Raw genomic sequence first — 11,371 nt, forward strand, 5'->3', positions numbered from 1 at the left:
TGTAGCGGCACTACCGGAAGCGGTCAGACAAAAGGTCTAGGTGAATGCGCGACTCTGGTTATTTTCTCGAAATCATCCATCAGGGCATGGTCAAGGCCGGCCTGGACGTCAACGCCATCTACGAACGTCTGGGCTATAACGCCGAGGATCTGCCGCTGCGCGAGATGCGCACGCCGCACGAGCTGCAGGCGTATTTCTGGGAGACGGTGGAAGCCGTCACCGGCGACGCCGAGATCGGCCTGCACCTGTGCCCGCACCTGCCGGTCTTCCACGGCGAGGTGCTGGAGTACCTGATCTTCAGCAGCGCCACCCTGGGCGAAGGCCTGGAACGCGCGCTCAAGTATCTGCGCCTGCTCAGCGACGCCCTGAATGTGCGCATCCTGCGCGACGAGCAGGGCGCGCGCGCCCTGGTCAAGGGCACCGCTGCGGACGCGCCGCAGCTGCGCCACACCGAGATCGTGGTGGTCTACGAGCTGGTGCAGTTTTTGAAGAGCGTCACCGAAAACCAGTTCAAGCCGCTGCGCATCGCCCTGCGCTGCAGCCAGCGCGCCAGCGCCACCAGCTACGAGATGATTTTCGGCTGCCCGGTCAGCTTCGGTGCCGCCGAAAGCGAGATCTGGTGCGAACCGGCGATCCTCGATTACCGCTCGCCGCGCTGGGACCCGGACCTGCTGAAGCTGCACGAGGACCTGGCCGAGCGCCGCCTGTCCAAGCTGCGCCGGCACGATCTGATCGAGCGCATCCAGAAAATCTTCGCTCAGCGCCTGGAGCTGGATCAGCTCACCCTCGAAGACGTGGCCGCCGAGCTGGGCGTGCCCACGCGCCGCCTGCGCTTCGAACTGTCCCGCGCCGGCACCAGCTTCTCCGAGCTGCTGGCGGACTTCCGCTTCGCCCTGGCCAAGCGTCTGCTGGCCGGCACCGACGAGGCGATCGAAAACATCGTCTACCTCACCGGCTTCTCGGAGCCCAGCACTTTCTATCGCGCCTTCAAGCGCTGGTCGAGCATGACCCCGGTGCAGTACCGCGAGCTGCGCCGCAGCCGCCGCCGCGCGCCGCGTCCCCACGGCTGAGCCGCACTGACCCTGCCGCCAAGCCGCGCGTCCGTTCAGCCAAGGACCGCGGCGCGGCCGGCATCGCACAGTGCGCCCTGCCTGTCGCCATCGCGACGGCGGACCATATAAAGCTTGATACGGAGGGGAGCGGATCATGAAGGCGATGCGCAAGGCTGCGCTGGCGGCATTCGTGGCGCTGTGGGTGAGCGGCAGCGTTCAGGCCAGCGCCACGGCGGAAGAGGCGGCGCACCTGGGCAAGGACCTGACGCCAGTGGGCGCGATCCGCGCCGGCAATGCCGATGGCAGCATTCCGGAGTGGACCGGCGAGAAGAATTTCCCCGAGGACAGCAAGCACTACACGCGTGCGCAGCTGGAAGACCTGCGCAAGAACCGCCCCGACGAGCTGGAAGCCAAGTTCAAGGGCAGCATGGGCGCGGACTACCTCAAGCCGATCATCACCATCACGCCCGCCAACATGGCGCAGTACGAGGGCAAGCTCACGGAGGGCCACAAGGCCCTGCTGAAGAAGTACCCGACGTACAAGATGAACGTGTACAAGACGGTCCGTGACGCCTTCTACCCGGACGAGATCTACAAGGCCACGCTGGCCAATGCCACCGGCGCCAGCCTGCAGGACACCGACTCGGTGAAGAACGCCCGCCTGGGTTTCCCCTTCCCGATTCCGAAGTCCGGCGCCGAGGTGATCTGGAACCACAAGCTCAAGTACAAGGGTTCGGCCGCCAAGCGCTTCAACAACCAGGCCATCGTCAAACCCGACGGCAGCTTCGTGATCACCAAGATCGTCGAAGACGTGAAGTTCAAGTACGCCAATCTCAAGGAACCGGGCGACACCAACACCCAGAAGCTGCTCGCCTACTATCTCTCCACCGTGGTCTCGCCGCCGCGCGTCGCCGGCCAGATCACCCTGGTGCACGAGACCCTGGACCAGTCCACCGGCGGTCGTCTGGCCTGGATCTTCTCGCCGGGCCTGGCGCGCGTGAACCGCGCGCCGGACGTGGGCTACGACAATCCCGCGGTGGGCACCGACAACGAGCAGTACAACGACCAGATCGACGTCTTCAACGGCGCGCTGGATCGCTACACCTGGAAGCTGGTGGGCCGCAAGGAGCTGTACATCCCGTACAACTCGTACCAGATCAATTCGCCGAAGATCAAATACAAGGACATCCTGCAGGCGCATCACATCAATCAGGACCTGCCGCGCTACGAGCTGCATCGCGTGTGGGTGGTGGACGCCACGCTCAAGCCCGGCATGCGCCACAATTTCGCGCGCCGCACCTTCTACGTGGACGAAGACAGCTGGGCGATCGCGGCCGTGGACTGCTACGATGCGCGCGGCCAGTTGTGGAAGGTGCAGGAAGCGCATCTGCTGACGGTGCCCTTCATTCCCACCACCACCGGCATTCCGGAGCTGATCTACGATCTGCAGTCGACGCGTTACTTCGCCACCACGCTGGCCAACGAAGATTCGGTGACCGACTTCGAAGCCAGCTATCCGGATTCCTTCTTCGACCCCGCCAATCTCAAGCGCCTGGCGCGCAACAAATAGGCCGTTCGTCGTGAAGCTCGATTAAGTTTTGTTGTTGGGGGTGTACTCACTCGGCGGCCATCTGGCCGCCCTTTTTTTGTCAGCGACAAAGTCTGAAACGACACCGTCATCATGAGCAGTCAAGAACACCACGCCCTCAACCAGGTCCTGCGTGACAAGGCGCCCGAGGCCCTGCAGGCCCTGAGCCACAGCGAGCTGCAGACCCTGACGCAGGCCCTGCAGACGGCGCGACGCAATCAGCGCGCCCTGCTGCAGCGCGCGCTGGAAGACGCCTTGCAGCAGCTGCCTTCGCCGCTGCGCGCCGCGCTGAAGAAGCTGCTCGGCCTGTGATGCGGCTGCGCGAAGAACTGGCACGCCAGGCCGAGCAGCAGCGCCTGGCACGCCTGCTCAATCTGAGCGAGGCCGAGCTGGACTTTCTGCTGCGCCTGGATGCGCAGAGCCTGCGCCAGCTGCGCCAGCAGACCGAAACCATGCTGCACGACTCGGATCGCGAGCTTCTGCAGGCGCTGGCCAGCACCGCGCAGCGCCTGCCGGTCTCGCTGATCGCGCTGCTCGCGGAAAAATCCCTGGGCGCCCTGCTCTGCGCGCGCATCGCCGCGCTGCTGCCCAACAGCACGGCCAGCGCCGTGGCGCGCCGCCTGCCCAGCCCCTTGCTCGCCGAAGTCTGCGTGCTGCTCGATCCGCGCCGCCTGCGCGAGCTGGCCCCCGGCATTCCCGCGGCGCAGATCCTCGCGGTCTCGCTGGCGCTGGCGCAACGCCGCGAGTACGCGACCATGGCCTTGTTCGTCGACATGCTCGATGTCTCGATCCTGGCCGGCGTGATTCCGCAGCTGAGCGACGATGCTGCGCTGATCCGCATCGCCGCCTACGTCGAAGACCGTCAGCGCCTCAATGCCCTGATCGCGCTGCTGCCCGCGCCGCGGCGGGCCGGCATCATCGAAGCCGCACTGGCCGACAACGGCGCGCTGTGGCCGGCGGCGCTGTCATTGATCGGCGAGCTGGACGCACGCTGGCAACGCGAGTTCGGCGAGCTGGCGCTGCGCCGCGAGCCCGCACAACTGCTGGAGATGATCCGCATCAGTGACGAGGCCGGTCTGCTCGCACAGCTGATCGGCATCGGCACCGCCGCTGAAGACGAGGCGGCACTGCGCGGACTGCAGCAGGCGCTGGCACAGCTGGAACCGCTCGTGTTCAAGCGCCTGCTCGGCGCGACGCAGAATCAAGCGCCACCGGCGCCCTGAAACAGCGCTCTGCCTGACACGGTCCGCCACCGTGCTCTTATGCCGTCCGGCGCTGAGAAAAGCATTCGAAATTCGTTCATGACGGCTATGGCCTGCACTTAGAGTGTCGTCACTGCGGCGCCTGGATCGCTGCCGCGAATCGACTTTCATGCGAGGACACTCATGCCGCATCCACTCAGCGCTTCGCTCGCCGCGCCGGCGCCCGAGGCTGTCGCCAATGCCAGCGACCCCCTGCATCCGCTCCTGCAGAAGGCGCGCGCCAGCGCCGCCGCGCAGGGGCTCGCGCACGCCGGCGGCGTGGCGCCGCGCGAGGCCTGGCAGCTGGTGCAGGAAGGCGCGGCCCTGCTGATCGATGTGCGCAGCGGCGAGGAACGCAAGTTCGTCGGCCAGGTGCCCGGCTCGCTGCATGTGGCCTGGGCCAGCGGCACCGCGCTGACGCGCAATCCGCGTTTCGCGCGCGAGCTGGAAGCCAAGGCACGCAAGGATCAGCCCCTGCTGCTGCTGTGCCGCAGCGGCAAGCGTTCGGTGCTCGCGGCCGAAGCCGCGGCCAAGGCCGGCTTCACGCAGGCCTACAACGTGCTCGAAGGCTTCGAGGGCGAACTGGACGCGCTGCAGCAGCGTGGCCGTCAGGACGGCTGGCGTTACCACGGCCTGCCCTGGATCCAGGACTAAAAGACCGGCATCCCGGGGGAACATGACAAATGAGCTTGCAGGAACGCTGGGATCTCGGCGGCATCGTCGCCGAGCTGCGCAAGACGCGCGAGCGCTGGCGCGAAGGACGCCATCGCGATCCGATCGGACGCGAGTTTCCCTCGCGTGAAGTAGTCGGGGAAGTGCTGCGGCTGCTGCGCGGCGCGCTGTTTCCGCTGCGTCTGGGGCCGGCCGATCTGAAGCGCGAGGGCGAGGATTTCTTCGTCGGCCACGCGCTGGATACCGGACTGAACCTGCTGCTGTCACAGATCGATCTGGAGCTGCGCTGCCGCCAGCGCGAACACGACACCGAGGTCAGCAGCGCGGTGATCACGCGCGAGGCCGGCAACATCGCGGTGCGCTTCGCGCATCTGCTGCCCAGATTGCGCGCGGTGCTGGACACCGATGTCGAGGCCGCATTCTCCGGCGATCCGGCGGCGCGCAGCGTCGACGAGGTGCTGCTCTGCTATCCGGGCATCATCGCGCTGATTCATCACCGCATCGCGCATGAGCTCTACAACCTCGGCGTGCCCCTGATCGCGCGCATCGTCGCCGAGCAGGCGCATGGCGAAACCGGCATCGACATCCATCCCGGCGCGCAGATCGGTTCGCACTGCTTCATCGATCACGGCACTGGCGTGGTGATCGGCGAGACCGCCGAGATCGGCGACCGCGTGCGCATCTACCAGGCGGTGACGCTGGGCGCCAAGCGCTTCGAGGTGGAAGACTCCGGCGCGCTGCGCAAGAACCAGCCGCGTCATCCCATCGTCGAGGACGACGTGGTGATATACGCCGGCGCCACCATTCTCGGCCGCATCACCATCGGCCGTGGCTCGGTGATCGGCGGCAATGTCTGGCTCACGCGCAGCGTGCCGCCCGGCAGCCAGATCACCCAGGCCCGCACCCAGCAAGAATCCGGCGACAGCTTATGAGCGAGCAGCTGCAACAACGTTTCGGTCTCACCGTCCGCCAGGCCCGCAAGCGCCAGGGCTGGTCGCAGGAGCGACTGGCCGAGGCCGCCGATCTCAACCGCAGCTATCTGGGCGAGATCGAACGCGGCGTGGTCTGTCCCTCGCTGTCCACCGGCGCCAAGCTCGCCGCGGCGCTGGAACTCAAGCTGTCACATCTGCTGCGCGACTGCGAAGAGGCCTGAGCGCCCGCGAGATCGCCTTGGTGGCGATCGCCTGTAGAGCCGGGCCTTAGATTCCCGGAATCTATCCTTATTCGTTTCACGCCCATCCTTGCCAAGGGGGATTCACATGGCACAAGAACCGGTGCAACTGGCCCTGGGCGACGCCGCTGCGCGTCAGCTTGCCAACGCCACCAAAACCGTCCCGCAGCTCTCCACCATCAGCCCGCGCTGGCTGACGCACCTGCTGCAGTGGCAGCCGGTGGAAGCCGGCATCTTCCGTCTCAACAAGGTGAAGAATCCGGAGAGCGTACGCATCGCCTGCACCAAGCGCGATGAATCCGAACTGCCGCAGACCTTCATCGATTACGAAGAACAGCCGCGCGAGTATTTCCTCAACGCGGTGTCCACGGTGCTGGACGTGCACACGCGCGTCTCCGATCTCTACAGCAGCCCGCATGATCAGATCAAGGAACAGCTGCGCCTGACCATCGAGCTGATCAAGGAGCAGCAGGAAAGCCAGCTGATCAACAACGAGGACTACGGCCTGCTGGCCAATGTCGCGGAGTCGCAGCGCATCTACCCGCTCACCGGCGCGCCCACGCCCGACGATCTCGACGAACTGCTGACCAAGGTCTGGAAGGAGCCCGCCTTCTTCCTCGCGCATCCGCTGGCGATCGCCGCCTTCGGCCGCGAGTGCACGCGACGCGGCGTGCCGCCGCCGACCGTGAGCCTGTTCGGTTCACAGTTCCTGACCTGGCGCGGCATTCCGCTGATTCCTTCCGACAAGGTGCCGGTGGCCGACGGCAAGACCAAGATCCTGCTGCTGCGCGTGGGCGACAAGCGCCAGGGCGTGATCGGTCTGTTCCAGCCCGGCCTGCCCGGCGAACAGAGCCCGGGCCTGTCGGTGCGCTTCATGGGCATCAACCGCAATGCCATCGCCTCTTATCTGATTTCCTTGTACTGCTCGCTGGCCGTGCTCAGCGACGATGCGCTGGCGGTGCTCGAAGACGTGGAAGTCGGCAAGTACCATGACTATCCCGACAGCTACAAGTGAAGCGCCCGCTGCGCCCGGCCTGCCGGATCTGGCGACGCTGAGCCGGCTCGCCAACGAGTTCTTCGGCAGTCTGCCCTCGACCGCCGCGCCGGGCGCATCGCTGCACGGGGTGAACACGCCACCGGCGCCGCCGTCCTTCGCCGCGCCGCTGGATGCACCGGCACTGGCCGAGCGCGCGCCTTCGCTGGCGCCTTCATCCACGGCCGGCAATGGCGTGCCCGATCACGCGCTGCAGGCTGCACCGGGCACGCAGCCGCGTCTGGGTGGCGTGGTCACGGGCGTGCCGCAGGCCTATGCGGCCGCGCTGCCCAGCGTGCCGGCGCCGGAGTCCGCCAGCATCGGCGGCGCGCAGCCGCCGTCCACGCCGTATTACTTCGTCGGCGAATCCAGCGCCTATCGCTCGCCGCCGGCCACCGGCGGCGAGAACCGCATCAGCGCGCAGCCTTATGCACTGCCCGGCCAGGCGAGTCTGGCGGCACTGCTCGCCGAACTCTCGCCACCGTCCAGCACCGTGCAGCCCGCGCAGCGCAGCACCGCGCCCTATTACTTCACCGAACACGCGCTGCCGCGCAGTCAGGGCGCAGTGCCCGCGCTGCCTGCCAGTCGCGCGCCTTTCGATGTACACGCGGTGCGTCGCGACTTTCCGATTCTGGCCGAGCGCGTCAACGGCCGGCCGCTGATCTGGCTGGACAATGCCGCCACCACGCAGAAGCCGCAGGCGGTGATCGACCGCCTGGCGCACTTCTACGCGCACGAGAATTCCAACATCCATCGTGCTGCGCATGAGCTGGCGGCGCGTGCCACCGACGCCTATGAAGCCGCGCGACAGAAGGTCGCGCGCTTTCTGGGCGCATCTTCGGTGGAGGAAATCATCTTCGTGCGCGGCGCCACCGAGGCCATCAATCTGGTGGCGCAGAGCTGGGGCCGTCAGCACATCGGCAAGGACGACGAAATCATCGTCAGCCATCTGGAGCATCACGCCAACATCGTGCCCTGGCAGATGCTGGCCGCCGAGAAAGGCGCGAAGCTGCGCGTGATTCCGGTGGACGACAGCGGCCAGATCCGCCTCGACGAATACCAGAAGCTGCTCAATGAACGCACCCGGCTGGTGGCGGTGACGCAGGTCTCCAACGCCCTGGGCACGGTGGTGCCGGTGCAGCAGGTGGTGGAGCTGGGCCATCGCGCCGGCGCCTGTGTGCTGATCGATGGCGCGCAGGCGGTCTCGCATCTGCGCGTGAACCTGCAGCAGCTGGGCGCGGACTTCTACGTGTTCTCCGGCCACAAGGTCTTCGGTCCCACCGGCATCGGCGTGGTCTACGGCAAGCGCGAGATCCTGGAAGCCACGCAGCCCTGGCAGGGCGGCGGCAACATGATTCAGGACGTGACGTTCGAAAAGACCGTCTATCACGGCGCGCCGGCGCGCTTCGAAGCCGGCACCGGCAATATCGCCGACGCCGTGGGTCTGGGCGCGGCCCTGGATTATCTGGAGCGCATCGGCCTGGAGAACGTGGCGCGCTACGAACACGATCTGCTGGCCTATGCCACGCAGGGCCTGCGCACGGTGCCGGGCCTGCATCTGATCGGCACCGCCGCCGACAAGACCAGTGTCGCGTCCTTCGTGCTCGACGGTTACAAGACCGAAGAGGTGGGCAAGCTGCTCAATCAGGACGGCATCGCGGTGCGCGCCGGCCATCATTGCGCGCAGCCCATCCTGCGGCGCTTCGGCGTTGAGGCCACGGTGCGTCCCTCGCTGGCCTTCTACAACACCTGCGAGGAAGTCGACGTGCTGATCGCGTCCCTGCACCGGCTCGCGGCAGCAGCCGGACGGCGGCGCTGATCCAGATCGTTACGATCTATCGCCATAACGTTTTTTTGCAGAGGGGACTGGTGTTGATGACCATCAATGTCCGAGACTCCGGTGGCCAGGGCCTGTTAACGCTATGGCGATCGCTGCGACGGAGGTCGTTTTGGCGCAGGGGAAGGCGGCAGACGCGCCGCTTGGTGATTCCAAGCAAGCGGCTGCCAACGCCGCCCTGCGCCAAAACGGCCCCGTCCCTTTCGGGTTGCGCCAGAAATCGCGCCATGCGGCGTTGCGAAACTTGGCTTTGGACCCACCAAAGCCTGCGTTTCGCGCCTTGCCTGGCGCGATTTCTGGCAGCAACGCAGCGATTGCCATAGCGTTAACAGGCCCTAGTGCAATCGCGCGATCCACAGGAGACATCGCTCATGACATCTTGGTATTCCGACAACTCCCGTTCCATCGGCCACACGCCCCTGGTGCGCATCAACCGCATCATCGACCCGGCGCGCGCCACCGTGCTGGCCAAGATCGAAGGCCGCAATCCCGCCTACTCGGTGAAATGCCGCCTGGGTGCGGCGATGATCTGGGACGCCGAGGACAAGGGGCTGCTCGGCCCCGGCAAGGAACTGGTGGAACCCACCAGCGGCAACACCGGCATCGCGCTGGCCTTCGTCGCTGCGGCGCGGCGCATTCCGCTGACGCTGACCATGCCCGAGACCATGAGCATCGAGCGCCGCAAGCTGCTGCTGGCTTATGGCGCCAAGCTGGTGCTCACCGAAGGCCCCAAGGGCATGAGCGGCGCGGTGGCCAAGGCCGAGGAGATCGCCGCTTCCGATCCGAAGTACGTGCTGCTGCAGCAGTTCAAGAATCCGGCCAATCCGGCGATCCACGAACGCACCACCGGCCCGGAAATCTGGGATGACACGCAGGGCCAGGTCGATGCCTTCATCTCCGGCGTGGGCACCGGCGGCACCATCACCGGCGTCACGCGCTATCTGAAGAACACGCGCGGCAAGCCGGTGTGGTCGGTGGCGGTGGAACCCGCCGCCAGTCCGGTGCTGACGCAGACGCGCGCGGGCGAGCCGCTCAAGCCGGCACCGCACAAGATCCAGGGCATCGGCGCCGGCTTCGTGCCGGGCGTGCTGGACCTGTCGCTGGTCGACGAGATCGCACAGGTGAGCAACGAGGAGGCCATCGAGTACGCACGCCGTCTGGCGCGCGAGGAAGGCATTCTCTCCGGCATTTCCAGCGGCGCCGCCATCGCCGTGGCGGACCGTCTCGCGCAGCGCGCGGAGTTTGCCGGCAAAACCATCGTCGTGGTGCTGCCGGACTCCGGCGAACGTTACTTGAGCTCGGTGCTGTTCGAAGGCCTGTTCAAGCCGGACGGCACCGCACTCTGAAAGTCCCACGTCACGGCGCGCGCGGCTGCGCGCCGGACACAAACTGGAGATGCACATGAGGAAGCTCGCCATCATCGGCGCCGGCTACTCCGGCACCTTGCTGGCTGCCAACATCCTGCGCCTGGGCGGCGGTGAGTCCTTTCACATCCAGCTCATCGACCAGGTGCCGCGCATGGGCCGGGGTCTGGCCTATCGCACCTGGGACGACAATCATCTGCTCAATGTGCCGGCCGGCAACATGAGCGCGTTTGCCGACGCGCCGGATGACTTCGTGCAGTTCTGTCACGCGGAAGACCCGGCGCTGGGCCCGGCCTCCTTCATCTCGCGTCGCCTGTATGGCGACTATCTGGAGGCGATCCTGCAGCGCGCGCTGCAGGCACACGGCTCCAGCCTGGAACTGGTGCCGCATGCGGCGGTGGCGGCGCATCGTCGCGAGACGGCGCCGGGCTGGCGCATCGAATTCGCCAACCGCGCCGCCGTCGAATGCGATCGCCTGGTGCTGTGCCTGGGTCATCAGGCGCCGCTGGACCCGCCGCCCGCTTCCTGGCTGCAGGACAGCGAGGCCTATATCCGCAATCCCTGGGACGCCGCCGCGCTCGATGCCATCGGCAGTGATGAGCGGGTGATGATCATCGGCAGCGGTCATACCGCCGTGGACATCGCCTTCTGGCTCAGCGGACACAATGATCAGCGCCGCATCCACATGGTCTCGCGTCGCGGCCTCTCGCCGCAGGGCCATCGCCCGCAGACGCGCGCGCGTCCGGACGCCGAGTTCCCCGCCTATCTGCGCGACTGTCCGCCCACCGCGCTGGCCTACAGCCGCGCCATCCGCCGTGAAGTGCGCGAACGCGCCGCCCAGCATCAGGACTGGCGCGACGTGATCGGCCAGCTGCGTCCGCACACCGCGAGCCTGTGGCAGCGCCTGCCGGTCGCCGAGCAGCGCCGCTTCCTGCGGCACCTGCTGCCGTACTGGGACATCCACCGCCATCGTCTGGCGCCGATCGCCCACGGCCGCTTCAGCCGCCTGCGCGAATCGGGACAGGTGCAGACCCTGGCCGGCCGCATCCTGTCCTATCAGCGTCAGCCGCAGGGTCTGCTCGTGCATCTTCTGGAGCGCGGCACACGCCGCCAGGTGCAGCTGGCGGTCGATCGCGTGATCAACTGCGCCGGCCCCAATTACGATCTGACCAAGGTGCAGACCCCGCTGCTGCAGCAGCTGCTGCGTGATGGCCACATCCAGCAGGACGCGCTGAAGATCGGACTGCAGGTGTCGGCGCAATATGAGGTCTGCAATCGCAGCGGCGAACCCAGTCCGGAGCTGTTCTACGTGGGACCGATGCTCAAGGCGCGTTACTGGGAAGCGATTGCCGCGCCGGAATTGCGGCAGCACACGCGCCGGCTCGCCGAGCTGCTGCTCGGCGGCCTGTAGCG

11 protein-coding genes are annotated in these 11,371 nt (G+C 66.7%); all 11 read left to right on the forward strand.

Annotation, left to right across the window (positions count from 1 at the left end; genetic code table 11):
* The first annotated feature begins 44 nt into the window (after positions 1-44).
* The 11 genes from BMY12_RS08715 (at position 45) to BMY12_RS08765 (ending at position 11,369) form a co-directional block, all read left to right on the forward strand.
* Complete coding sequence (locus BMY12_RS08715) at positions 45-1,070, forward strand: AraC family transcriptional regulator (RefSeq protein ID WP_093284696.1); 1,026 nt, start codon at positions 45-47, stop codon at positions 1,068-1,070.
* Positions 1,071-1,206: 136 nt separating this feature from the next.
* Positions 1,207-2,622: a DUF1329 domain-containing protein gene (locus BMY12_RS08720; protein WP_093284698.1), complete on the forward strand. Its 1,416-nt coding sequence runs from the start codon at positions 1,207-1,209 to the stop codon at positions 2,620-2,622.
* Between the two features lie 111 nt (positions 2,623-2,733).
* Positions 2,734-2,952 (forward strand): hypothetical protein, encoded by a 219-nt coding sequence (locus BMY12_RS08725; RefSeq protein WP_093284700.1) that lies wholly within the window; start codon positions 2,734-2,736, stop codon positions 2,950-2,952.
* Positions 2,952-3,863: a hypothetical protein gene (locus BMY12_RS08730; protein ID WP_093284702.1), complete on the forward strand. Its 912-nt coding sequence runs from the start codon at positions 2,952-2,954 to the stop codon at positions 3,861-3,863. The genes BMY12_RS08725 and BMY12_RS08730 overlap by 1 nt, the downstream gene beginning before the upstream one ends.
* 162 nt (positions 3,864-4,025) lie before the next feature.
* Positions 4,026-4,535 carry a rhodanese-like domain-containing protein gene (locus BMY12_RS08735; protein WP_093284704.1) on the forward strand — a complete coding sequence of 170 codons (510 nt, stop codon included), beginning with the start codon at positions 4,026-4,028 and terminating at the stop codon, positions 4,533-4,535.
* A 29-nt stretch (positions 4,536-4,564) separates the two neighbouring features.
* A complete protein-coding gene (epsC, locus tag BMY12_RS08740; RefSeq protein WP_093284706.1) occupies positions 4,565-5,485 on the forward strand; it encodes a serine O-acetyltransferase EpsC in 921 nt (306 codons plus the stop codon).
* Positions 5,482-5,706, forward strand: a complete 225-nt coding sequence (locus BMY12_RS08745) for a helix-turn-helix domain-containing protein (RefSeq protein ID WP_093284708.1) — start codon at positions 5,482-5,484, stop codon at positions 5,704-5,706. The genes epsC and BMY12_RS08745 overlap by 4 nt, the downstream gene beginning before the upstream one ends.
* Before the next feature lie 106 nt (positions 5,707-5,812).
* Complete coding sequence (locus BMY12_RS08750; protein WP_093284710.1) at positions 5,813-6,739, forward strand: family 2A encapsulin nanocompartment shell protein; 927 nt, start codon at positions 5,813-5,815, stop codon at positions 6,737-6,739.
* The gene (locus BMY12_RS08755) at positions 6,714-8,576 is read left to right on the forward strand and encodes a family 2A encapsulin nanocompartment cargo protein cysteine desulfurase (RefSeq protein WP_093284712.1); all 1,863 of its coding nucleotides are present in this window, start codon (positions 6,714-6,716) and stop codon (positions 8,574-8,576) included. The genes BMY12_RS08750 and BMY12_RS08755 overlap by 26 nt, the downstream gene beginning before the upstream one ends.
* 389 nt (positions 8,577-8,965) lie before the next feature.
* The gene (gene cysK, locus BMY12_RS08760; RefSeq protein WP_093284714.1) at positions 8,966-9,940 is read left to right on the forward strand and encodes a cysteine synthase A; all 975 of its coding nucleotides are present in this window, start codon (positions 8,966-8,968) and stop codon (positions 9,938-9,940) included.
* 55 nt (positions 9,941-9,995) lie between these two features.
* Positions 9,996-11,369, forward strand: coding sequence for an FAD/NAD(P)-binding protein (locus tag BMY12_RS08765; protein ID WP_177188910.1), 1,374 nt, complete (start codon positions 9,996-9,998; stop codon positions 11,367-11,369).
* Positions 11,370-11,371 lie beyond the last annotated feature (2 nt).

Source organism: Solimonas aquatica (genome assembly GCF_900111015.1).
Classification (GTDB): Bacteria; Pseudomonadota; Gammaproteobacteria; order Nevskiales; family Nevskiaceae; genus Solimonas; species Solimonas aquatica.

Bases quoted from the DNA above. Each gene is read 5' to 3' on its own strand.
- BMY12_RS08725 (WP_093284700.1), top strand. From the start codon at position 2,734: ATGAGCAGTCAAGAACACCACGCCCTCAACCAGGTCCTGCGTGACAAG.
- BMY12_RS08745 (WP_093284708.1), top strand. From the start codon at position 5,482: ATGAGCGAGCAGCTGCAACAACGTTTCGGTCTCACCGTCCGCCAGGCC.
- BMY12_RS08755 (WP_093284712.1), top strand. From the start codon at position 6,714: ATGACTATCCCGACAGCTACAAGTGAAGCGCCCGCTGCGCCCGGCCTG.
- epsC (WP_093284706.1), top strand. From the start codon at position 4,565: ATGAGCTTGCAGGAACGCTGGGATCTCGGCGGCATCGTCGCCGAGCTG.
- BMY12_RS08735 (WP_093284704.1), top strand. From the start codon at position 4,026: ATGCCGCATCCACTCAGCGCTTCGCTCGCCGCGCCGGCGCCCGAGGCT.
- BMY12_RS08750 (WP_093284710.1), top strand. From the start codon at position 5,813: ATGGCACAAGAACCGGTGCAACTGGCCCTGGGCGACGCCGCTGCGCGT.
- BMY12_RS08720 (WP_093284698.1), top strand. From the start codon at position 1,207: ATGAAGGCGATGCGCAAGGCTGCGCTGGCGGCATTCGTGGCGCTGTGG.
- BMY12_RS08730 (WP_093284702.1), top strand. From the start codon at position 2,952: ATGCGGCTGCGCGAAGAACTGGCACGCCAGGCCGAGCAGCAGCGCCTG.
- BMY12_RS08765 (WP_177188910.1), top strand. From the start codon at position 9,996: ATGAGGAAGCTCGCCATCATCGGCGCCGGCTACTCCGGCACCTTGCTG.
- BMY12_RS08715 (WP_093284696.1), top strand. From the start codon at position 45: ATGCGCGACTCTGGTTATTTTCTCGAAATCATCCATCAGGGCATGGTC.
- cysK (WP_093284714.1), top strand. From the start codon at position 8,966: ATGACATCTTGGTATTCCGACAACTCCCGTTCCATCGGCCACACGCCC.